At 67.3% G+C, this 23,428-nt stretch carries 17 protein-coding genes; 12 read left to right on the top strand and 5 right to left on the bottom strand.

Features of this window, described 5'->3' with window-relative positions:
• Positions 1-43: 43 nt before the first annotated feature.
• Positions 44-1,276, bottom strand: a complete 1,233-nt coding sequence (gene dapC, locus AC5LXX_RS10470) for a succinyldiaminopimelate transaminase (RefSeq protein ID WP_493409434.1) — start codon at positions 1,274-1,276, stop codon at positions 44-46.
• 176 nt (positions 1,277-1,452) lie between these two features.
• On the bottom strand, positions 1,453-2,505 hold the full coding sequence (locus AC5LXX_RS10465) for an RNA-guided endonuclease InsQ/TnpB family protein (RefSeq protein WP_493409433.1): 1,053 nt from the start codon (positions 2,503-2,505) through the stop codon (positions 1,453-1,455).
• A 119-nt stretch (positions 2,506-2,624) separates the two neighbouring features.
• Here AC5LXX_RS10465 and AC5LXX_RS10460 point away from each other — a divergent pair, with 119 nt between their 5' ends.
• The 5 genes from AC5LXX_RS10460 to def all read left to right on the top strand — a co-directional run bounded on the left by AC5LXX_RS10460 (position 2,625) and on the right by def (position 11,353).
• On the top strand, positions 2,625-3,566 hold the full coding sequence (locus tag AC5LXX_RS10460) for a DMT family transporter (protein WP_493409432.1): 942 nt from the start codon (positions 2,625-2,627) through the stop codon (positions 3,564-3,566).
• Positions 3,567-3,705: 139 nt separating this feature from the next.
• Positions 3,706-7,218 carry a chromosome segregation protein SMC gene (smc, locus tag AC5LXX_RS10455; RefSeq protein WP_493409431.1) on the top strand — a complete coding sequence of 1,171 codons (3,513 nt, stop codon included), beginning with the start codon at positions 3,706-3,708 and terminating at the stop codon, positions 7,216-7,218.
• Positions 7,219-7,304: 86 nt separating this feature from the next.
• Entirely contained in the window at positions 7,305-8,582 is a 1,278-nt protein-coding gene (locus AC5LXX_RS10450) for a cell division protein ZipA C-terminal FtsZ-binding domain-containing protein (RefSeq protein ID WP_493409430.1), read from the top strand.
• 165 nt (positions 8,583-8,747) lie between these two features.
• A complete protein-coding gene (ligA, locus tag AC5LXX_RS10445; RefSeq protein ID WP_493409429.1) occupies positions 8,748-10,823 on the top strand; it encodes an NAD-dependent DNA ligase LigA in 2,076 nt (691 codons plus the stop codon).
• On the top strand, positions 10,820-11,353 hold the full coding sequence (gene def / locus AC5LXX_RS10440; protein WP_493409428.1) for a peptide deformylase: 534 nt from the start codon (positions 10,820-10,822) through the stop codon (positions 11,351-11,353). Before ligA ends, def begins: the two co-directional genes overlap by 4 nt.
• A gap of 79 nt (positions 11,354-11,432) precedes the next feature.
• Here def and AC5LXX_RS10435 read toward each other — a convergent pair whose 3' ends face one another.
• The 3 genes from AC5LXX_RS10435 to map are packed head-to-tail and all read right to left on the bottom strand — an operon-like array spanning position 11,433 to position 16,875.
• Positions 11,433-13,421: a pseudouridine synthase gene (locus AC5LXX_RS10435; protein ID WP_493409427.1), complete on the bottom strand. Its 1,989-nt coding sequence runs from the start codon at positions 13,419-13,421 to the stop codon at positions 11,433-11,435.
• 16 nt (positions 13,422-13,437) lie between these two features.
• Positions 13,438-16,014 carry a [protein-PII] uridylyltransferase gene (locus AC5LXX_RS10430; protein WP_493409426.1) on the bottom strand — a complete coding sequence of 859 codons (2,577 nt, stop codon included), beginning with the start codon at positions 16,012-16,014 and terminating at the stop codon, positions 13,438-13,440.
• Between the two features lie 45 nt (positions 16,015-16,059).
• A complete protein-coding gene (gene map, locus AC5LXX_RS10425) occupies positions 16,060-16,875 on the bottom strand; it encodes a type I methionyl aminopeptidase (protein WP_493400986.1) in 816 nt (271 codons plus the stop codon).
• Positions 16,876-17,252: 377 nt separating this feature from the next.
• Between map and rpsB the strand changes: the two genes are divergently transcribed.
• The 7 genes from rpsB to AC5LXX_RS10390 all read left to right on the top strand — a co-directional run bounded on the left by rpsB (position 17,253) and on the right by AC5LXX_RS10390 (position 23,418).
• Entirely contained in the window at positions 17,253-17,993 is a 741-nt protein-coding gene (gene rpsB / locus AC5LXX_RS10420) for a 30S ribosomal protein S2 (protein ID WP_006752149.1), read from the top strand.
• A gap of 162 nt (positions 17,994-18,155) precedes the next feature.
• Positions 18,156-19,037 carry a translation elongation factor Ts gene (tsf, locus tag AC5LXX_RS10415; RefSeq protein WP_021159104.1) on the top strand — a complete coding sequence of 294 codons (882 nt, stop codon included), beginning with the start codon at positions 18,156-18,158 and terminating at the stop codon, positions 19,035-19,037.
• Between the two features lie 156 nt (positions 19,038-19,193).
• The gene (gene pyrH, locus AC5LXX_RS10410; RefSeq protein ID WP_011352459.1) at positions 19,194-19,907 is read left to right on the top strand and encodes a UMP kinase; all 714 of its coding nucleotides are present in this window, start codon (positions 19,194-19,196) and stop codon (positions 19,905-19,907) included.
• A 91-nt stretch (positions 19,908-19,998) separates the two neighbouring features.
• Positions 19,999-20,559 carry a ribosome recycling factor gene (gene frr, locus AC5LXX_RS10405; RefSeq protein ID WP_039342717.1) on the top strand — a complete coding sequence of 187 codons (561 nt, stop codon included), beginning with the start codon at positions 19,999-20,001 and terminating at the stop codon, positions 20,557-20,559.
• Positions 20,560-20,608: 49 nt separating this feature from the next.
• Positions 20,609-21,391 carry a polyprenyl diphosphate synthase gene (gene uppS / locus AC5LXX_RS10400; RefSeq protein WP_006478494.1) on the top strand — a complete coding sequence of 261 codons (783 nt, stop codon included), beginning with the start codon at positions 20,609-20,611 and terminating at the stop codon, positions 21,389-21,391.
• The gene (locus AC5LXX_RS10395; RefSeq protein WP_493409425.1) at positions 21,385-22,206 is read left to right on the top strand and encodes a phosphatidate cytidylyltransferase; all 822 of its coding nucleotides are present in this window, start codon (positions 21,385-21,387) and stop codon (positions 22,204-22,206) included. Before uppS ends, AC5LXX_RS10395 begins: the two co-directional genes overlap by 7 nt.
• Positions 22,207-22,221: 15 nt before the next feature.
• Positions 22,222-23,418 carry a 1-deoxy-D-xylulose-5-phosphate reductoisomerase gene (locus tag AC5LXX_RS10390; protein WP_493409424.1) on the top strand — a complete coding sequence of 399 codons (1,197 nt, stop codon included), beginning with the start codon at positions 22,222-22,224 and terminating at the stop codon, positions 23,416-23,418.
• The last annotated feature ends 10 nt before the right edge of the window (positions 23,419-23,428 follow it).

Below are 23,428 nucleotides of genomic sequence, written 5' to 3'. Positions count from 1 at the left end.
TTCGTTTTCGCAGGAGATGGATGGAATTGATCGGGATGGACGATTACCGCGCGAGAGCCCGGCAGAAATCGACGATGCGTTGCGCGCCCTCGACGCATTCGGGGGTGCCCGCGACGAGCGCGATCCGGATGAAATCGCGGCCCGGATTCGACCCGTGCGCATCGCGCGCCAGGTACGAGCCGGGCAGAACCGTCACATTATAGTCGGCGTACAGGCGGCGGGCGAACTCGGTGTCCGACAGCCCGGTGCGCGACACGTTGGCCCACAGGTAGAACGCGGCGTCGGGCAGTTTCACGTCGATCACGTCGGCGAGCATCGGCGTGACCGTATTGAACTTCTGCAGGTACAGCGCGCGGTTCTCGCGCACGTGCGCCTCGTCGTTCCACGCGGCGATGCTCGCGTGCTGCCAGACCGGCGACAGCGCCGCGCCGTGGTACGTGCGGTACAGCAGGAATTGCTTCAGCAGCGCGGCGTCGCCGGCGACGAAGCCCGAGCGCATGCCCGGCACGTTCGAGCGCTTCGACAGGCTCGACAGCATCACGAGCCGCTCGAAGCCGCGGCCGAGGCGGTGCGCGGCCTCGAGGCCGCCGAGCGGCGGCGCCGCTTCGTCGAAATAGATTTCCGAATAGCACTCGTCGGACGCGATCACGAAACCGTGGCGGTCGGACAGCGCGAACAGTTCGCGCCAGTCGTCGAGCGTCAGCACGGCGCCCGTCGGGTTGCCCGGCGAGCACACGTACAGCAGCTGCGTGCGCGCCCAGACTTCATCGGGCACGGCCGCGTAGTCGCACGCGAAGTTGCGGGCCGGGTCGCTGTTCGCGAAATAGGGTTCGGCACCGGCCAGCAGCGCCGCGCCTTCGTAAATTTGATAGAAAGGATTCGGACAGAGTACGATCGCCTTCTCGCCGTGCGCGGCCGGGCGTGCGTCGATCACGGTCTGCGCGAGCGAGAACAGCGCCTCGCGCGACCCCGACACGGGCAGCACCTGCGTGGCCGGATCGATTGCCGGCAGCCCGTAGCGGCGCTCGAGCCAGTGTGCGATCGACGTGCGCAGCGCATCCGAGCCGGCCGTCGCCGGGTACGACGCGAGACCGTCGAGCGCGGCCACCACGGCGTCGCGGATCAGCGCCGGCGTCGCGTGTTTGGGCTCGCCGATGCCGAAGCTGATCGGTTTGAGGTCGCCGGAAGGCGTCACGTCCTTGAACAGGGCGCGCAGCTTTTCGAAGGGATAGGGCTGGAGCGGGTCGAGTCGAGGGTTCACGGGCGAAGCGGCCATCGCGGCCGGTGGGTGCGAAAGAAGCGGCGGGCGTGCCGCGCGGCTGCGAACGGGCGCCGGTGGCGCGCGGGTCGCAGCGGACGATTATAGCGTGACGGAAAGCGGTCACGGCCTGCCGGAACGGCAGCCGGGCCGGTCGAATAAAGGGTATCGAACCAATTGACGTCCTCGTCCGCCTAAAGGCGGAGGATTCCCACACCTGGCGATGCACGTCCGCATCGGAGAATGTTCAGCGCAGCGTTGATATCACGATCATGCACGACACCACATCCACTGCAGGCCCATTCTCTTACTCGCAGTCCCGCGATACCTTTCGGCCGCGTCGTGCTGTCTTGCGACCCGCACGCCGAACAGGACTGGGTCGAACCGCTTTCGTCGACTTCCTCGAACGTGGCCCCGTGCGCGATCGCTTTGTAGCGGAGCTTGTTTCGGAAGGACGACCAGGACGCGTCGTAGACGCTCTTCGCCATCCTGGTTCTGGCGAGTCTTGCGGCCGACACGTTGCCAACCGCGATGTAATCGAAACGCCGCTCCAGATCGAGCGCGAGCTTGTGCTGGAAGTCGGCTCGGGCATTGGCGATCTTTGCGTGCAGCTTCACGATATGTCGCTTGTGCTTTCGCGCTCGCTGGGCCTTTGCCAGCTTATCGGCCGCTCGCTGGCCGAACCGGTCGTTCGGCAGCTTCTCGCCCGTCGAAAGTGTGGCGAAGTCTTTCAGGCCGAGATCGATGCCCACACCGGAACGGATCGGGCGGGCCTGAGCATCGGGCATCTCAATCACGATGTTGAGAAACCAGTTGCCGCGTGCATCCTGCGCAAAGTTGGTCCCGTCCTTGATCTTGCCTTCGGGAAGCAGCCGGCCGTTAAACACGCGGAATGTGTTGCCGGCGAAACGGAACGCGTCGCCCTCGCGCTTCAGGTCACGCCCCTTCAGTGGCACCCAGCCAAGCGATTTCCTGCCGCGATAGCGCAGGTAGAGCCGATGGTGCTGACTGCGCGACTTCGCGTATTGCTCGCACGTCGCGTTGATCGTGCCGGAGTGGATGCCGAGCGCCTTGCTGCTGCCGGTCGTGAGCACATTCAAGTCGAAACCGGTCGGCCACTTCTTGTTCCACTTGAGCGCGTGCCTTTGCGTGTCATTGCAGAAGTTCCAGACGTAGTTCACCGCACGGCTCTGCTTGTTCAGCAGTCCGTTGAGCGATTTCACCCGGTAGCGATAGACAAGGATCATGCCGGTGATCCTAACCCGCGGAAGAAGCTGCCTGTCAACAGCACGCCTTTCCTTCCCGCCATCCGCCCCGAAGGAAGTCCCCTTGGGGGAAATGGCGGGGTTTCTCGGAGCAAATTCTGATGAATAACGCGGTACGCGGCAGCCTGCCGACGCTGGCCATCCTGATCGGCGCTTCGGTATGGGGCCTGATCTGGTATCCGTTGCGGATCCTCGCTTCGCTCGGCGTGACGGGCACGCTCGCGAGCGCACTGACGAGCCTCGTGGCGTTCCTGTTCGTGGTCGTCGCGCGGCACCGCACGATCGCGACGCTGCGCTGGCACTGGGTGCTGCCGGGCATCGCGGTGACGGCCGGCGTGACGAACCTCGGGTTCGTATGGGGCACGATCCACGGCGAGGTGCTGCGCGTGATGCTGCTGTTCTACCTGACGCCGGCCTGGACCGCGATCTACGCGCACTTTCTGCTGCGCGAGCGGCTGACCTGGGCCGGCACGGGCCTCGCGGCGCTGTCGATCGGCGGCGCGATGCTGATGCTGTGGTCGCCGTTGCTCGGCTTGCCGCTGCCGGCCAATCCGGCCGAATGGGCCGGTCTCGCGGCCGGGCTGAGTTTCGCGATGAGCAACGTGCTGGTGATCAAGGCGAGCCGCGAGCTGCCTGAGATGCGAGCGGAAATGCGCACCGCGACGCTGTTCGGCGGCGCGGCCGTGTTCGGTGCGATCGCGTCGCTGTTCGAGGGGCTGCCGGCCGCGCCGGCGGGCGGCCAGCTCGGGGTGGCCGCGCTGATCGTCGCGGCGATCGGCGTGACAATGGCGTCGAACAACCTGCTCGTGCAATACGGCCTCGCGCGGGTGCCGGCGAACCGGGCGTCGATCATCATGCTGTTCGAGATCGTGATCACCGCGCTGTCGGCGTGGGTGTTCGCCAGCGAGCTGCCGACCGCGCGCGAATGGGCCGGCGGCGTGTGCATCGTGCTGGCGACGCTGCTGTCTAGCCGGGTCCATCGGGCTGCGCCCGCACCGGGCAAACCCGGCGACAGTCGGGACGGCGCACGCGCGATGGTATGATGGAAGCCGTTTGCGGGGCCCAACGCTGTATGCGCGCGGCCCCGTTTTTGAATTCCGGGGCGCGTCGCGCGCATGGGCCGTCAGGCCCCGCGCAGCGCGGCCCCGTCCGTTTCACACCTTCTTCACATCCGATACCGCCGTGCGTCTGAGCTCGATCAAACTCGCTGGCTTCAAATCCTTCGTCGATCCCACGCATTTCCAGGTTCCGGGCCAGCTTGTCGGCGTGGTAGGCCCGAACGGGTGCGGCAAGTCCAACATCATCGATGCCGTGCGCTGGGTGCTCGGCGAGTCGCGCGCCTCCGAGCTGCGCGGCGAGTCGATGCAGGACGTGATCTTCAACGGCTCGACCGCACGCAAGCCCGGCAGCCGGGCCAGCGTCGAGCTGATCTTCGACAACTCCGACGGCCGTGCGGCCGGGCAGTGGGGCCAGTACGGCGAGATCGCCGTGAAGCGCGTGCTGACGCGCGACGGCACGTCGAGCTACTACATCAACAACCTGCCGGCGCGCCGCCGCGACATCCAGGACATCTTCCTCGGCACGGGCCTCGGGCCGCGTGCGTACGCGATCATCGGGCAGGGCATGATCGCGCGGATCATCGAGGCGAAGCCGGAAGAGCTGCGCGTATTCCTCGAGGAAGCCGCCGGCGTGTCCAAGTACAAGGAACGCCGCCGCGAAACCGAGAACCGCCTGCACGACACGCGCGAGAACCTGACGCGCGTCGAGGACATCGTCCGCGAACTCGGCGCGAACCTCGAGAAGCTCGAGGCGCAGGCCGTCGTCGCGACCAAGTACAAGGAACTCGTCGCCGACGGCGAGGAGAAGCAGCGCCTCTTGTGGCTGCTGCGCAAGAACGAGGCCGCCGGCGAGCAGCAGAAGCAGCAGCGCGCGATCGAGCAGGCGCAGATCGACCTCGAGGCGCAGACTGCGAAGCTGCGCGAGGTCGAGGCGCAGCTCGAGACGCTGCGCGTCGCGCACTACGCGGCGAGCGACGCGATGCAGGGCGCGCAGGGTTCGCTGTACGAGGCGAATGCCGAGGTGAGCCGCCTCGAGGCCGAGATCAAGTTCATCGTCGAATCGCGCAATCGCGTGCAGGCGCAGATCGCCGCGCTGAACGCGCAGCGCGAGCAATGGCGCGCGCAGGCCGAGAAGTCGCAGGACGAGCTCGAGGAAGCCGAAGAGGCGCGCGCGATGGCCGACGAGAAGGCCGCGCTCGCCGAAGACAACGCAGCCGCGAAGCATGACGCGCTGCCGGCGCTCGAAGCGAAGTGGCGCGATGCGCAGGCGCAGCTCAACGACGAGCGTGCGCGGATCGCGCAGACCGAACAGTCGCTGAAGCTCGAAGCCGCGCACCAGCGCAACGCCGACCAGCAGCTGCAGCAGCTTCAGCAGCGCCACGAGCGCCTGAAGAGCGAGGCAGGCGGGCTCGACGCGCCGGACGAGGCGCAACTCGAGGAGCTGCGCATGCAGCTCGCCGAGCAGGAAGAGATCCTCGCCGAAGCGCAGGCGCGCCTCGCCGACGCGCAGGAAACGGTGCCGCGTCTCGACGGCGAACGCCGTGCCGCGCAGGAGCGCGTGCAGGCCGAAGCCGCGCAGATCCACCAGCTCGAAGCGCGCCTCGCCGCGCTGAAGCAGTTGCAGGAAAACGTGCAGACCGAAGGCAAGATCCAGCCGTGGCTCGACAAGCACGAGCTCGGCGCGCTGCCGCGTCTGTGGAAGAAGCTGCACGTCGAGGCCGGCTGGGAAGCGGCGCTCGAGGCGGTGCTGCGCGAGCGTCTTGCGGCGCTCGAAGTGTCGAATCTCGACTGGGTGAAGGCGTTCGCGACCGACGCGCCGCCCGCGAAGCTCGCGTTCTATGCGCCGCCCGCGGCCGGCGAAGCGCCCGCCGCGGTAGCCGGGCTGCGCCCGGTGCTGTCGCTCGTGCGCATCGACGACGCGGGCATCCGCGCGGTGCTGAACGATTGGCTCGGCAACGTGTACGTCGCCGATGACGTCGCCCAGGCGCTTGCCGCGCGTGCGCAGCTGCCGGCAGGCGGCGCGTTCGTCGTCAAGGCCGGTCATGTCGTCACGCGCGTCGGCGTGCAGCTGTACGCAGCCGATTCGGAGCAGGCCGGGATGCTGGCCCGCCAGCAGGAAATCGAAAACCTGACGCGCCAGGTGCGCGCGCAGGCGCTGCTCGCCGACGAGGCGCGCACGGCCGCCGTGCGTGCGGAAGCTGCGCACACGCAGGCCACGCAGGCGCTCGGCGACGTGCGCGCGCAGGCCGAACGTGCGACGCAGCGCGTGCATGCGCTGCAGATGGACGTGCTGAAGCTTGCGCAGGCGCACGAACGCTACACGCAGCGCAGCACGCAGATCCGCGAGGAACTCGAGGAAATCGGCGCGCAGATCGAAGAGCAGCGCGCGCTGCGCGCGGAGTCGGAAGCGAATTTCGAGCGTTTCGACGGCGAACTCGCCGAACTGCAGGCACGCTTCGAAGACAACCAGCTCGCGTTCGAATCGCTCGACGAATCGCTGACGCAGGCGCGCCAGGAAGCGCGCGACCTCGAGCGCGGCGCGAACGATGCACGCTTCGCCGCGCGCAACGCGGTGACGCGGATCGACGAGCTCAAGCGCAGCATCCAGGTCGCGCACGAGCAGAGCGAGCGCGTCGCCGGGTCGCTGGAAGACGCGCGTGCCGAACTCGAGACGATCAACGAGCAGACCGCGCACACGGGCCTGCAGGACGCACTCGAGATTCGCGCGGTGAAGGAAGAGGCGCTGCAGGCTGCGCGGATCGAGCTCGACGACCTGACCGCGAAGCTGCGCGCATCGGACGAGCAGCGCCTCGTGGCCGAGCGCTCGCTGCAGCCGCTGCGCGACCGCATCACCGAATTGCAGCTGAAGGAGCAGGCCGCGCGCCTGTCCGTCGAGCAGTTCGCCGAGCAGCTCGTGACGGCCGAGGTCGACGAGGCCGCGCTGTCCGCGAAGCTGACGCCGGACCTGAAGCCGTCGTACCTGCAGGGCGAAGTCACGCGCCTGAACAACGCGATCAACGCGCTCGGCCCGGTGAACATGGCCGCGCTCGACGAGCTGAAGGCCGCGAGCGAGCGCAAGGTGTTCCTCGACGCGCAGTCGGCCGACCTGATCGACGCGATCACGACGCTCGAGGACGCGATCCACAAGATCGACCAGGAAACCCGCACGCTGCTGCAGGGCACCTTCGACGAGGTCAACCGCCACTTCAGCGACCTGTTCCCGCGCCTGTTCGGCGGCGGCCAGGCGAAGCTGATTATGACGGGCGACGAGATTCTCGATGCCGGCGTGCAGGTGATGGCGCAGCCGCCGGGCAAGAAGAACGCGACGATCCACCTGCTGTCGGGCGGCGAGAAGGCGCTGACCGCGACCGCGCTGGTGTTCGCGATGTTCCAGCTGAACCCGGCGCCGTTCTGTCTGCTCGACGAGGTCGACGCGCCGCTCGACGACGCGAACACCGAGCGTTTCGCGAATCTCGTGCGCGCGATGTCCGACAAGACGCAGTTCCTGTTCATCTCGCACAACAAGATCGCGATGGAAATGGCGCAGCAGCTGATCGGCGTGACGATGCAGGAGCAGGGCGTGTCGCGGATCGTTGCGGTGGACATGGAAACGGCCGCGGGTTTTGCCCAGAATTGACGTTTGACGAAACCGGATCGCGTTCGCGCGGCGCATGACGCGCCCGTTCGCGGTCCCGACGAAAAAGAATTGCTGATGGAGCGTGCATGGACGAGTTGACACTCGGTTTGATCGGCGCGGGTGCTGTCGTGGTGGGCGGCGTCGTGGTCTACAACGCGTGGCAGGGCGCGAAAGTGCGGCGCAGGATGCCGCGCCCGATGCCGGAGGAAGCGGCCGAGGCGATGAACCGCCCCGAGCGCGACGAAGAGTTGCCGTTCATCGAGCCGGTACGTCAGCCGGTGCGCCGCGAGCCTGCGGCCCCGGCCGCGACGGCGGCCGCTGCGCAGGCTGAAGTCGCGCGCGTCGAGCCGACGTTCGGCGGGGCGGCGCCGGCCGACACGCCGGCCGATCTGCAGGCCGAGGCGACCGGCGTCGACACGCCGGCCGACGTGACCGAGCCGGCTGCCGGCGAGGAAGCCGTGCCCGCGGCCGCGCACGAAGCGTCGACCGAGGCGGCCGAGCCGTCCGAACCCGTGCTGCCGGCCGCGACGACGATCTCGTCGGTACCGCCGGCGATCGTCGATCGCCGGATCGACTGCATCGTGCCGATCCGTCTCGCCGGGCCGCTGCCGGGCGACAAGATCCTGCCGGCCGCGCAGCGGCTGCGCCGCGCGGGCAGCAAGCCCGTGCACATCGAAGGCAAGCCGGAAGGCGGCCAGTGGGAGCTGCTGCAGAACGGCGTGCGCTACGAAGAACTGCGCGCGGCCGCGCAGCTCGCGAACCGCAGCGGCGCACTGAACGAACTCGAATTCTCCGAATTCGTGACGGGCGTCCAGCAGTTCGCCGACACGATCGACGGCGCACCGGAATTCCCGGACATGATGGAAACGGTCGCGATGGCGCGCGAGCTCGATGCGTTCGCCGCGCAGTGCGACGCGCAGTTGTCGATCAACGTGATGTCGGACGGCGCGCCGTGGTCGGCGAACTACGTGCAGGCGGTCGCGTCGCAGGACGGGCTGCTGCTGTCGCGTGACGGCACGCGTTTCGTGAAGCTCGACGCGAAGCAGAACCCGGTGTTCATGCTGCAGTTCGGCGATACGAACTTCCTGCGTGACGACCTCACGTACAAGGGCGGCAACATGATCACGCTGGTGCTCGACGTGCCGGTCGCCGAAGAGGACATCCTGCCGTTCCGGCTGATGTGCGATTACGCGAAGTCGCTGTCCGAACGCATCGGCGCACGCGTCGTCGACGATTCGCGCCGGCCGCTGCCGGAATCGCAGCTGCTCGCGATCGAGCAGCAGTTGATGAAGCTGTACGCGAAGCTCGAGGAAGCGGGCATCCCGGCCGGTTCGTCGGTCACGCGCCGCCTCTTCAGCCAGTAACGCGAGGGTGCGGACGGCGGGCTTCGGCGCCGCTGTCCGTCACTGCAGCGCGCATCGCCTGGTGTGCACTGCAACACGCTCATCGGGGCCGCATTGCACGCCCCGCCGCGGCGTCAAACTGAGATAATCGGGCATCCGATTTTTCAGAACGAATCTGCCGCCAGCATGGCCCGAACCCAAGCCGAACCGCCAGCCAGCCAGCCCGACGCGCGCGCCGCGTGGTTGCGCGACCAACTCGAGCGGGCGAACCACGCCTATTACGTGCTCGACCAGCCGGATCTGCCCGACGCCGAATACGACCGGCTGTTCCGCGAGCTGCAGCAGCTCGAAACCGATCATCCCGAACTCGTGACGCCCGATTCGCCGACGCAACGCGTGGGCGGCGAAGCGGCCGGCGGCTTCACGCCGGTCGTCCACGATGCGCCGATGCTGTCGCTGAACAACGGTTTCGCCGACGAGGACATCGTCGCGTTCGACAAGCGTGTCGCCGATGCGCTCGACAAGGCGACCGATCTCGCCGGCTCGGTGACGGAGCCCGTCGAATATGCGTGCGAACTGAAGTTCGACGGTCTCGCGATCTCGCTGCGCTACGAGCGGGGCGTGTTCGTGCAGGCGTCGACGCGCGGCGACGGGACGACGGGCGAGGACGTGACCGAGAACGTGCGCACGATCCGCTCGATCCCGCTGAAGCTGAAGGGCAAGAACGTGCCGGCCGTGCTCGACGTGCGCGGTGAGGTGCTGATGTTCAAGCGCGATTTTGCACGCCTGAACGAACGCCAGCGCGCGGCCGAGCAGCGCGAATTCGCGAACCCGCGCAACGCGGCGGCCGGCAGCCTGCGCCAGCTCGACTCGAAGATCACCGCACAGCGCCCGCTGTCGTTCTTCGCGTACGGGATCGGCGTGCTCGACGGGATGCCGATGCCCGACACGCACAGCGCGCTGCTCGACTGGTACGAGTCGCTCGGCCTGCCCGTGAACCGCGAACGCGCGGTCGTGCAGGGCGCCGAAGGCCTGCTCGACTTCTTCCGCAAGGTCGGCGAGAAGCGCGACTCGCTGCCGTACGATATCGACGGCGTCGTCTACAAGGTCAACCGGCGTGACGAGCAGGAGCGGCTCGGCTTCGTGTCGCGTGCGCCGCGCTTCGCGCTCGCGCACAAGTTTCCTGCGCAGGAAGCGCTGACGAAGCTCGTCGCGATCGACGTGCAGGTCGGCCGCACCGGCGCGATCACGCCGGTCGCACGCCTCGAGCCCGTATTCGTCGGCGGCGCGACCGTCACCAACGCGACGTTGCACAACGAGGACGAGGTGCGCCGCAAGGACATCCGGATCGGCGACACCGTGATCGTGCGCCGCGCGGGCGACGTGATCCCGGAGGTGGTCGGCGCGCTGCTCGACCGGCGTCCGGCCGATGCGGCCGAATTCGTGATGCCGACTGAATGCCCGGTGTGCGGCTCGAAGATCGAGCGCCTGCCGGACGAGGCGATCGCGCGCTGCACGGGCGGCCTGTTCTGCCCGGCGCAGCGCAAGCAGGCGCTGTGGCATTTCGCGCAGCGCCGCGCGCTCGACATCGACGGGCTCGGCGAGAAGATCATCGACCAGCTCGTCGAGCTGAATCTCGTGCGCACGCCGGCGGACCTGTTCAATCTCGGCTTCGCGACGCTGGCCGAGCTCGACCGGTTTGCCGAGAAATCCGCGCAGAATCTGCTCGATTCGCTCGAGAAGGCGAAGCACACGACGCTCGCGCGCTTTATCTACGGGCTCGGCATCCGCCATGTCGGCGAATCGACCGCGAAGGATCTCGCGAAGCATTTCGGCTCGCTGACGCCGATCATGGACGCGTCGGTCGAGGAGCTGCTCGAAGTCAACGACGTCGGGCCGATCGTCGCCGAGTCGCTTCACCAGTTCTTCGCGGAAGAGCACAACCGGACCGTGATCGAGCAGCTGCGCGCGCCGGGCAAGGTCACGTGGCCGGAAGGGCCGCCCGCGCCGAAGGCGCCGCAGGGCGTGCTGGCCGGCAAGACGGTCGTGCTGACGGGCACGCTGCCCACGCTCACGCGCGATGCCGCGAAGGAGATGCTCGAAGCGGCGGGCGCGAAAGTGGCGGGCTCGGTATCGAAGAAGACGGATTACGTGGTCGCGGGCGCCGAAGCCGGCAGCAAGCTCGCGAAGGCCGAGGAACTCGGTATCCCTGTGCTGGACGAAGACGGTCTGCACCAACTCCTGGAGGGCAATACGCCATGATTCGCGAGATCCTGAAGATGGGCGATCCGCGCCTGCTCGAAATCGCCAAGCCGGTCGAGCGGTTCGATACCCCCGAACTGCACGAGATCGTCGCGGACATGTTCGAGACGATGCACCACGCGAATGGCGCCGGGCTGGCCGCGCCGCAGATCGGCATCGGGCTGCAGATCATCATCTTCGGCTTCGGCAACAACAACCGCTACCCGGATGCGCCGCCGGTGCCCGAGACCGTGCTGATCAACCCGAAGATCGAGTATATGCCGCCGGACATGGAGGAGGGCTGGGAAGGCTGCCTGTCGGTGCCGGGCATGCGCGGCGTCGTCAGCCGCTACGCGAAGGTGCGCTACAGCGGCTTCGACCAGTTCGGCGAGAAGATCGACCGCGTCGCCGACGGGTTCCACGCACGCGTGGTCCAGCACGAATACGATCACCTGATCGGCAAGCTGTATCCGATGCGGATCACCGACTTCACGCGCTTCGGCTTCACCGAGGTGCTGTTCCCGGGGCTCGATCCGACCGGCGACGACTGATCGCCCGGCCTCGGCAAACAAGAAAAAAGCCCGCGTTCGCGGGCTTTTTCATTGCATGGCGCACATGGCGTGCCTTCGATCAGAACGTCTCGTCGGCCGACAGATAGCGCCATTGGCCCTGCGGCAGCGCGCCGAGCATCACGCGACCCATGCGCACGCGCTTCAGGCCGATCACGTCGAGGCCGACCAGTTCGCACATGCGGCGAATCTGGCGCTTCTTGCCTTCGCGCAGCACGAAGCGCAACTGCTCGCCGTTCTGCCAGCTCACCATCGCGGGCTTCAGCGCGACGCCGTCGAGTTCGAGGCCGTGGCGCAGCTTCGCGAGCGATTCCGCCGGGAAGTGCTGGTCGATGTCGATGAGTCGTTCGCCGAAGCGCACGCGCACCAGGTACTCCTTGTCGATGTCCGACTGCTCGCCGATCAGCTGCTTCGCGATCACGCCGTTCTGCGTCAGCACGAGCAGGCCGGTGGAGTCGATGTCGAGCCGGCCGGCCGGGGCGAGTGCATGGAGGTGCTGCGGCGAGAAGCGCACCGGCGAATGGTCGCCGCTCCAGCGATTGGCGCGCGTGATCAGCACGGCTGCCGGCTCGTAGCCGTCTTCCGCCTGGCCCGACACGTAGCCGACCGGCTTGTGCAGCAGGATCGTCACCTGCGCGGCTTGCGCGGCGCTCGCGCGCTCGTCGATCTCGATCTTCTGGTCGGCGCGGACCTTGGTGCCGAGCGTGTCGATGCGTTCGCCATCGACGAGCACCCAGCCCTTTTCGATCCATTCGTCGGCTTCGCGGCGCGAGCACATGCCGAGCTCGGACATCCGCTTCGACAGGCGCATCAGGCCCGTTTCGTCGCCGTAGTCGACGTCGGCCGCGGCGGCGCGCTTGACCGGCTGCGCGGTCTTGACCGCGCCGAACGAGCGGCGCTCGCCGTCGCGTGCGGGGCGGGCCGGGCGGTCGCCGAAGCTGCGCTTCGCGCCTTCGCCGGCTGGCTTGTCGCGATAGGACGGGCGCTTGCCTTCATCGGCGCCTGCGCCGCGCGGACGTGAATCGTCATCACGGCGCGGCGGACGATCTGACGACGTACGGCGGTCGCCGAAGCTGCGTTTTGCGCCTTCACCGGCTGCGTTGTCGCGATAGGATGGGCGCTTGTCGTCGGTGCCTGCGCGGCGCGGACGGGCGTCGTCGTCGCGGCGCGGCGGGCGATCCGACGACGTACGGCGCTCGCCGAAGCTGCGCTTAGCGCCTTCGCCGGATGCGTTGTCGCGATAGGACGGACGCTTGTCGTCGGCACCTGCGCGGCGCGGACGTGCGTCGTCATCACGGCGCGGCGGACGATCCGACGACGTACGGCGGTCGCCGAAGCTGCGTTTTGCGCCTTCGCCGGCTGCGTTGTCGCGATAGGACGGGCGCTTGTCGTCGGCACCCGCGCGGCGCGGACGTGCGTCGTCATCACGGCGCGGCGGACGATCCGACGACGTACGGCGGTCGCCGAAGCTGCGCTTAGCGCCTTCGCCAGATGCGTTGTCGCGATAGGACGGACGCTTGTCGTCGGCGCCTGCGCGGCGCGGACGCGCATCGTCATCACGGCGCGGCGGACGATCGGACGACGTGCGACGCTCGCCGAAGCTGCGCTTCGCGCCTTCGCCGGCTGCGTTGTCTCGATAGGGCGCGCGTGCACCGCCTTCGCCCCCCGCGCGACGCGGACGCGCATCGTCGTCACGGCGCGGCGGACGATCCGACGACGTGCGACGGTCGCCGAAACTGCGCTTCGCGCCTTCGCCGCCTGCGTTGTCGCGATAAGGAGCACGCGTGCCGCGTTCGGCACCGCCGTCACGCGGCGCACGCTTGGCCGGTGCGCGATCCGCGCCCGGGCGCTCGGCGCCTGCGGCCCCGCGCGGCTTGAACGAGCGCTCGCCGGCCGCTGCCGGGGCAGCCTTGTTCGGGCGGGGCGGCTTGTCCCCTGCGGGCGGCGCCGCAGGACGTACCGCCTTGCGGGCGACGAGGCTGCCGGAGCGGACAGGGGCGCGGGTCGGCGACGCCGGCTTCGGATTCTTGACGGTTAGTTTGGTGCGCATAAACGCTGGGATTCATTCAGACTGCGATCGCACGCAGCAATTCGGTTTCGAGCTGGATCTGCAGGCGGTTGTCGGACAGGCCGGCACCCGCGAGCAGGAAGATGTCCTCGACGCGTTCGCCGAGCGTGTTGATCCGCGCCGCATGGACGCCGATCCGATGCTCGGCGAGTACGCGCGCGATCGAATAGAGAAGGCCCGGCCGGTCGTTGGCCGACACGGACAGGATGTAGTACTGGCCGCGCTCGTCGGCCCGCAGGTCGACGCGCGGCGTGATCGGAAACGTCCGGGACAGCCTCGACAGGCGGCCCTTGGACGGCTCCGGCAGCGGGGCGGTTTCGGCGAGCCGCGTCGCGAGCTGCTGCTCGACGAGATTCGCGATGTCGCGATACCGCACGTCGCGCTCGGTCTGCGTGACGATGAAGTTGTCGAGCGCATAGCCGTGCCGTGTCGTGCTGACGCGCGCGTCGAGCACCGACAGCCCGTTGCGGTCGAAATACGCGCAGATGCCCGCGAACAGGTCGGGGCGGTCCTTCACGTACACGAGCACCTGCAGCGCGTCGCCGATCGGCGACGGCCGCGCGCGGACGATCGCCGTTTCGGCGTTCACGTGCCGGTACAGCACGCGCGTCTGCCACGCGATGTCGGCCGCGTCGTGACGCAGGAAGAAGCCAACGTCGAGCTGATCCCACAGTGCGCGATGGGCGTCGTCGGGCACGGTCTCGAGGCGCAGCAGCGCGAGCGCCTGCTCCTGCCGCGACTTCAGCTCCGAATGCGCGTCGGGGTTCGCGCCGCCGAGCACCGCGAGCGTGATGCGGTACAGGTCCTCGAGCAGCTTGCCCTTCCACGTGTTCCACACCTTCGGGCTCGTGCCGCGGATATCGGCGACGGTCAGCAGGTACAGCGCGGTGAGGTAGCGCTCGTTGCCGACGACTTCGGCGAAGCGCTTGATGACTTCGGGGTCGCTCGTGTCCTGCTTCTGCGCGACCTGGCTCATCGTCAGGTGATGCTGGACGAGCCATACGATCAGCGACGCGTCGTCGCCGACGATGCCGTGCTCGCGGCAGAAGCGCCGCGCATCGGCCATCCCGAGCGTCGAGTGGTCGCCGCCGCGGCCCTTCGCGATGTCGTGGAACAGCGCCGCGACATACAGCACCCACGGACGCTCGAAGTTGCCGATCAGCTGGCTGCAGAACGGATATTCGTGCGCATGCTCGGCCACCGCGAAGCGGCGGATGTTGCGCAGCACCATCAGGATGTGCTGGTCGACCGTGTACACGTGGTACAGGTCGTGCTGCATCTGGCCGACGATGCGGCGGAAGTTCAGCAGATAGCGGCCGAGCACGCTCGTCTGGTTCATCAGCCGGAACGCGTGCGTGATGCCTTCGGGCTGCTGCAGGATCCGCATGAACATGGCGCGGTTCTGCGGATCGCGGCGCCACGCGTTGTTCATGATGTCGCGCGAGTTGTACAGCGCGCGCAGCGTGCGGGCGGACAGGCCCTTCACGCCGCGGGTCGTCTCGTACAGCAGGAACGCTTCGAGGATCGCATCGGGGTGGCGTTCGAACACGCCGTCGTCGACGATCTCCAGCATCCCCTGCTTCTCGACGAAGCGGTCGGGCGACAGCACGCGCGTGATGCCGCTCGTCGCGGGGAAGAGCTGCGCCTCGATGTTCTGGATCAGGATCGTCGCGAGCTGCGTGACGGCTTTCGCGGACCAGTAGTAGCGGCGCATCAGCTGCTCGCTCGCGCGCTTGGTCTGCGTCGGCTGGTAGCCGAAGCTCTCGGCGGCCTGCGTCTGCAGGTCGAACACGAGCATGTCCTGGCGGCGGCCGGCGATCACGTGCAGCCGCGCGCGCAGCGTCTTCAGGAATCCTTCGTTGCGGCGCAACTCGCGCGCTTCGCGATCGGTGATGAGCCCGCGCGTGTCGAGTTCGCGCCAGCTGCTGCCGAAGCCCGCCGCGCGTGCGATCCACAGGATCGTCTGCAGGTCGCGCAGCCCGCCGGGGCTTTCCTTCACGTTCGGTTCGAGGCTGTACGGCGTGTCCTGGAACTTCGCGTGGCGCTGGCGCATCTCGAGCACCTTCGCGGTGAAGAACGCGCGGGCGTCGAGCGCCTCGTGGTAGCGCACCGTGAAGCGCTCGAACAGCGCGGTGCTGCCGACGATGCGGCGCGCCTCCAGCAGCGAGGTCTGGACCGTGACGTCCTGCGACGCCTCCTCGATGCACTGCCCGACCGTGCGCACGCTGCTACCGATCTCGAGGCCGAGATCCCAGGCCATCCCGATGAAGCGCTCGATGCGCGCGTCGAGCGCCGGGTCGTGCGCATCGGGCAGCAGCACGAGGATGTCGACGTCGGAATAGGGCGCGAGCTCGCCGCGCCCGTAGCCGCCGACGGCGACGAGCGCGAGCGTCGCGGGCAGCCCGCAGTCGTCCCACACGCGCCTGAGCGCGTCGTCGGTGAGTTTCGACAGCGCGTGCATCAGCGCCGCGACGTTCGTCGCGCGGCGAAAGCGCTCGAGCATCTCCGTCTTGGCGGCCTTGAATTCGGCGCGCCGCGACAGCGCGTCGGGCGAGGGGGCAGCGTGAGCGCTCATGGGCAGCCGTTCAGGTGCGGGTGGGGCAGGCTGGCGCGACGGCGCTCAGACGGCGGCGGCCGGTTGTGCGAACACGGGGCGCGCGGGCGTGCCGGCCGACACGGTCAGCACGTCGTAGCCGGTTTCGGTGACGAGCACCGTGTGCTCCCACTGCGCGGACAGGCTGCGGTCGCGCGTCTTGACCGTCCACTGGTCGGGCATCGTGCGGATGTCGCGCTTGCCGGCGTTGATCATCGGCTCGATCGTGAAGATCATCCCGGCCTTCAGTTCGATCCCGGTGCCCGGACGGCCGTAGTGGACGACCTGCGGATCTTCGTGGAACACCGTGCCGATGCCGTGGCCGCAGTATTCGCGCACGACGCTGTAGCCCTGCGCTTCCGCGTGCTTCTGGATCGCGTAGCCGATGTCGCCGAGGTGCGCGCCGGGCTTGACCTGGTCGATGCCGAGCCACATGCATTCGTAGGTGGTCTGCACGAGGCGCTTCGCGAGGATCGAACCTTCGCCGACGATGAACATCCGGCTGGTGTCGCCGAAGTAGCCGTTCTTGATCACGGTGATGTCGATGTTCAGCGCATCGCCGTTCTTGATCACCTTCTCGCCGGGAATGCCGTGGCAGATCACGTCGTTGACCGAAATGCAGGTGGCCTTCGGGTACGGCGGATAGCCGGGCGGCTGGTAGTTCAGCGGCGCGGGGATCGTGCCCTGTACGTTGAGCATGAACTCGTGGCAGAGGCGATCGAGTTCGGCGGTCGTGACGCCCGCGACGACGTGCGGCGTGATGAAGTCGAGCACTTCGCTGGCGAGACGGCAGGCGACGCGCATCTCCGCGATATCGTGTTCGTTTTTGAGCGTAATAGCCATCGAGGTATGCCTGGAATGCGGTGAATTGATGGATTATCGCACCTTATGGCGGGCCTCGCAGCCCCTGCCGGCCGCGCGGATGCGGGTTTTCGCGGATTGTCCGGCCAGCTGGCGCGCGGCAGCGAAAGTGCCGGGCGACTTGAGAGCGGACAAATCGGCGTGCTATACTCTTTGGCTAAGTCGATATCCAAATGCCGAACTTTCCCCGTTTTGGGGCGGCATGGCGGTGAAAGGCTTGCGGCACGGGCGTTTTGCACGTGTCGAATCGCAAGCCGGCGCAACCAGGGTGCCGATCGCGTGGAATTCGTGCCCTTCGGGGCAGGTTCGCGCGGCGGTACGGCGGCCGGCTTAAGACCCAACCCTCGTGGAGAATTTACATGGCAGTTACGATGCGCCAAATGCTGGAAGCGGGTGTCCACTTCGGTCACCAGACGCGCTTCTGGAACCCGAAGATGGCTCCGTTCATTTTCGGTCACCGCAACAAGATTCACATCATCAACCTCGAAAAGACGCTGCCGATGTTCACGGACGCACAGAAGTACGTGCGCCAGCTGGCAGCGAACCGCGGCACGATCCTGTTCGTCGGCACGAAGCGTCAATCGCGTGACACGATCGCCCAGGAAGCGCAGCGCGCAGGCATGCCGTTCGTCAACGCACGCTGGCTCGGCGGCATGATGACCAACTTCAAGACGCTGAAGGTATCGATCAAGCGCCTGAAGGACATGGAGGCGGCAGTCGAGGCAGGCGAGCTCGAGAAGATGAGCAAGAAGGAAGCGCTGCTGTTCGAACGCGAAATCGCCAAGCTGCAGAAGTCGATCGGCGGCGTGAAGGACATGGGCGGCATTCCGGACGCAATCTTCGTCGTCGACGTCGGCTACCACAAGATTGCCGTCACGGAAGCGAACAAGCTGGGCGTGCCGGTCATCGCCGTGGTCGATACGAACCACTCGCCGGAAGGTGTGGATTACGTGATCCCGGGTAACGACGACTCGAGCAAGGCAGTCGCGCTGTACGCCGAAGGCGTGGCCGACGCGATCCTCGAAGGCCGTGCGAACGCGGTCAACGAAGTGGTCCAGGCTGCACGCGGCGACGACGAGTACGTCGAGGAAAACGCGTAACTGGCCCCGAGCCGGCGCAAAAAGGGGGCTCTCAACAGGCCCCCTTTTTTTAAGCTTGTGCGCCGGACCTGATCGCGCCGAATCGGCGCGGGTCCGGAAACGAATCTCGGCCGTTCGCGTCCAAGCGGGCGGCGTTGTGAATACAGACTCAAGGAGCGAATGATGGCGGCAATTACCGCAAGCATGGTGGCAGAACTGCGCGCAAAGACCGACGCACCGATGATGGAGTGCAAGAAGGCGCTGACGGAAGCCGACGGCGATCTGGCCAAGGCTGAAGAGCTGCTGCGCGTCAAGCTCGGCAACAAGGCGAGCAAGGCCGCATCGCGCGTGACGGCTGAAGGCGTCGTCGCATCGTTCGTCGGCGGCAACGCAGGCGCGCTGGTGGAACTGAACTGCGAAACCGACTTCGTCGCGAAGAACGACGACTTCCTCGCATTCTCGAAGACGGTTGCGGAACTCGTCGCGACGCAAAACCCGGCCGACGTGGCTGCGCTGTCGGCGCTGCCGCTCGAAGGCTCGACGGTCGACGCAGTGCGCCTGGCACTGATCGGCAAGATCGGCGAGAACGTGTCGATCCGCCGTTTCGTCCGTTTCGAAACCGCGAACAAGATCGCAACGTACCTGCACGGCGCGCGTATCGGCGTGATCGTCGAGTACACGGGCGCGGAAGAGCAGGTCGGCAAGGACGTCGCGATGCACATCGCGGCCATGAAGCCGGTCGCGCTGTCGTCGGCCGACGTGCCGGCGGAACTGATCGAAACGGAACGCCGCGTGGCCGAGCAGAAGGCTGCGGAATCGGGCAAGCCGGCTGAAATCGTCGCGAAGATGGTCGACGGCAGCGTCCAGAAGTACCTGAAGGAAGTGTCGCTGCTGAACCAGACGTTCGTGAAGAACGACAAGCAGACGATCGAGCAGATGCTGAAGGCAGCGAATGCCGCAGTGCAGAAGTTCGCGCTGTTCGTCGTCGGCGAAGGCATCGAGAAGCGCCAGGACGACTTCGCCGCAGAAGTGGCCGCGCAAGTCGCAGCAGCAAAGCAGCAGTAAGCAGTCAGGCAGTATCCGCGGCGGGCGTCCGCTCCGCCGCGGCCGGCGGCGCCGCCGGCCGGCCGGGAACCCCGGTCCGGTCGTCGGCGCTTGCCCGAATCAGTATTTCGCCCCTACAGTTCGTGGTTGTCATCCTCTCGTCGCTCGGAAGCCCCTATGTCCAATGCCTATAAACGCGTCCTTCTCAAACTCTCCGGCGAAGCGCTGATGGGCGACGATGCCTTCGGCATCAATCGCGCGACGATCGAACGGATGGTGGCCGATATCGCCGAAGTCGTGCGTCTTGGTACGCAGCTCGCGGTCGTGATCGGTGGCGGTAATATTTTCCGCGGTGTCGCGGGTGGTGCGGCCGGCATGGACCGCGCGACGGCCGACTACATGGGGATGCTCGCGACGATGATGAACGCGCTGGCGCTGCAGGACGCGATGCGCCACGCCGGCATCGAGGCGCGCGTGCAGTCCGCGCTGCGCATGGACCAGGTCGTCGAGCCGTACATCCGGCCCCGTGCGATCCGCCAGCTCGAGGAAGGCCGCGTCGTGATTTTCGCGGCCGGTACGGGCAACCCGTTCTTCACGACGGATACGGCCGCCGCGCTGCGCGGTTCGGAAGTGGGCGCCGAGGTCGTGCTGAAGGCGACCAAGGTCGATGGCGTATATTCTGCCGATCCGAAGAAGGATCCGTCGGCCACGCGCTACACGACGATCACGTTCGACGAGGCGATCAGCCGCAACCTGCAGGTGATGGACGCGACGGCCTTCGCGCTGTGCCGCGACCAGAAGCTGCCGATTCGCGTGTTTTCGATCAACAAGCCGGGCGCGCTCAAGCGCATCGTGCTGGGCGAGGACGAAGGTACGCTCGTCCACGTGTAAACTCCCGCGGATGCGGGTCGTCGGCCGCGGCGTCTATCCTGCGCCGGGCGGGGCCCGCGTTCTTTGAAGGTTTGAAGGTTCGGAGGTTGAAATGAGTGTCGCTGATACCAAGAAGGGCGTCGAGCAAAAGATGCAGCGCTCGATCGAAGCGTTCAAGAACGATCTGGCAAAGATCCGTACGGGCCGTGCACACACCGGTCTGCTTGATCACGTTCAGGTCGACTACTATGGCTCGATGGTGCCGATCTCGCAGGTCGCGAACCTGACGCTCGTCGACGCGCGCACGATCGGCGTGCAGCCGTGGGAAAAGAACATGGTCGCGAAGGTCGAGAAGGCCATCCGCGAAGCCGATCTGGGCCTGAATCCGGCAACGGCCGGCGACCTGATCCGCGTGCCGATGCCCGCGCTGACGGAAGAGCGCCGCCGCGAGCTGACCAAGGTCGTGAAGAGCGAAGGCGAGACGGCCAAGGTCGCGATCCGCAACCTGCGCCGCGACGCGAACGAAGCGCTCAAGAAGCTCGTGAAGGACAAGGAAATCTCGGAAGACGACGAGCGCCGTGCGAGCGACGACGTGCAGAAGCTGACCGACAAGCACGTCGCCGAGATCGACAAGCTCGTGCAGAGCAAGGAAGCCGAGATCATGACGGTCTGACGACCGTCCTCGCGCGCCACCTTCTTCCCGCATTACTGTCTCAACGGCCATGACCTATACCAGCTCTACCGTTCGCGTGCCTGACGTCGGCGTCGTGCCGCGTCACATCGCGATCATCATGGACGGCAACGGCCGTTGGGCGACCGAACGCCGCTTGCCGCGCGTCGCGGGGCACACCCGCGGCGTCGATGCCGTACGGGCGGTGGTCGAAGGTTGCGCGCGCGCCGGCGTCGAATACCTGACGCTGTTCGCGTTCAGTTCCGAAAACTGGCGCCGGCCGAACGACGAAGTGTCGTTCCTGATGCGGCTGTTCATCACCGCGCTCGAGCGCGAGGTCGGCAAGCTGCATGCAAACGGGATCCGCCTGCGTGTCGTCGGCGATCTCGACCGTTTCGAGCCGCGCATCCGCGAACTGATTCGCCGCGCCGAAACCAAGACGGCGCGCAATACGCGCCTGACGCTCACCATCGCGGCCAACTACGGCGGCCGGTGGGACATCCTGCAGGCGACGAAGAAGCTCGTCGAGCAGGCCGTGCGCGAGGGTCGCGAGGTCGAAGTGACCGAGGACGCATTCGCGCCGCACCTGGCGATGGCCTATGCGCCGGAGCCCGATCTCTTCATCCGTACGGGCGGCGAGCAGCGCGTCAGCAACTTCCTGCTGTGGCAGCTCGCGTACGCCGAATTCTATTTCACCGACAAATACTGGCCGGATTTCGACGGCGCGGCGCTGGCCGACGCGATGGCGTCGTATACCGAGCGCGAGCGCCGTTTCGGGCGCACGAGTGCGCAGCTCGAACCGCAATCGCAGAACGCCGACTCCCTTTCATGCTGAAAACCCGTGTGATCACGGCGATCGTGATGCTGGCAGTCCTGCTGCCGGTGACGCTGTTCGCGCCGCTCACCGCGTTCGGCGCGCTGATCGGCGCCGTGCTCGTGTTCGCCGCCTGGGAGTGGGCGCGCCTGCTGAAGCTCGGCGGCGCCGGCCCGGTCGTCTATGCGATCGTCGCGGCGTTGGCGCTGGCGGCCACCACGCCGCTCGGCATCGACGCGGCCGGATCCCGTCCCCTTTTCATGGCGGCCGGCGTATTCTGGCTGCTGGTCGGCCCGTTTGCGCTGCGGCGCAAGCCCGAACTCGCGGGCGGCGTGTGGCGGCCGTTCCTGCTCGCCGCCGGCCTGATCGTGTTTGCGGCCTGTTGGCATGCGCTCGTCGCGGCGCGCGCACAGGGTGTGCCGTTCGTGCTGTCGCTGCTGCTGGTCGTCTGGCTGGCCGATATCGGCGCATACTTCGCGGGCAAGGCCTTCGGAAAGCGTAAACTGGCCGTTACGATCAGCCCCGGCAAGAGCTGGGAAGGCGCGATCGGCGGCTGGCTGGCCGTGATGGTCGTCGCCGGTGCCGCGATGGCCGCGCATGCGTTCGAGCCGACCCTGTTTTCCGCATTCGCCGCCCGCTACGGGATGCCCGGCGCGTGGGCCGCGCTGACGCTGCTGGTCGCGTACAGCGTGATCGGCGACCTGTTCGAGTCGCTGCTGAAGCGGCAGGCGGGCGTGAAGGATTCGAGCGGACTGCTGCCGGGCCATGGCGGCGTGCTCGACCGTGTCGACGCGCTGCTGCCGGTGCTGCCGCTCGCGATGCTGCTGCTTGGTTAAACCATTAATTCTGCTATGCAAAAACGTCTGACATTGCTCGGTTCCACGGGCTCGATCGGAGACAGCACGCTCGACGTGGTCGCGCGCCATCCCGAGCGCTTCTCGGTCTACGCGCTGACCGCGCACCGCAACGGCGACAAGCTCGTCGAGCAGTGTCTGCGCTTCGCGCCCGAAGTGGCGGTGGTCGGCGATGCCGCGACGGCCGCGCACGTCGAGGCGAAGCTGCGCGCGGCGGGCAGCAAGACGACCGTGCTGTACGGCCCGCAGGCGCTCGTCGACGTGTCGAAGAGCGACGGCTGCGATACGGTGGTCGCGGCGATCGTCGGTGCGGCCGGCCTTGCGCCGAGCCTCGCGGCTGCGCGCGCCGGCAAGCGGATCCTGCTCGCGAACAAGGAAGCGCTCGTGATGTCGGGTGCGATCTTCATGGACGCCGTGCGCGACCACGGCGCGATCCTGCTGCCGGTCGACAGCGAACACAACGCGATCTTCCAGTGCATGCCGCGCGACGCGGCCGAGCACGGCGGGATCTCGAAGATCATCCTCACCGCGTCGGGCGGCCCGTTCCGCACGCGCGAACCGGCCACGCTCGCCGACGTGACGCCGGACGAGGCGTGCAAGCACCCGAACTGGGTGATGGGCCGCAAGATCTCGGTCGATTCCGCGACGATGATGAACAAGGGCCTCGAGGTGATCGAGGCGCACTGGATCTTCGGGCTGCCGGGCGACCGCATCGACGTGCTGATCCATCCGCAGAGCGTGATCCATTCGCTCGTGTCGTACCGTGACGGCTCGGTGCTCGCGCAGCTCGGCAATCCCGATATGCGCACGCCGATCGCGCATGCGCTCGCGTTTCCCGAGCGTGTCGACGCCGGCGTCGATCAGCTCGACCTCGCGCAGATCGCGCAGCTGTCGTTCGAGAAGCCCGATTACGCGCGCTTCCCGTGCCTCGCGCTCGCGCTGAAGGCGCTCGAGGAAGGCGGTATCGCGAGCGCCGCATTGAACGCGGCGAACGAAGTGGCGGTCGAAGCCTTTCTCGAGCGCCGGATCGGCTTCATGGCGATCGCGGCGACGGTCGACGCGGTGCTCAACGCGCTGCCGAACCGCGCGCCCGACGGGCTCGACGACGTCCTGGCGGCGGATGCCGAGGCACGCCGCCTTGCCGCCGAGATCATTGCGAAAGCGCCTGCGCCACGCGTGGAGCGTACTGTCTGAATGGGGTGCT

Source organism: Burkholderia torrens (assembly GCF_984668525.1).
The sequence above is the reverse complement of the archived record's forward strand: the minus strand, read 5'-3'. Positions and strand labels throughout refer to the sequence as shown.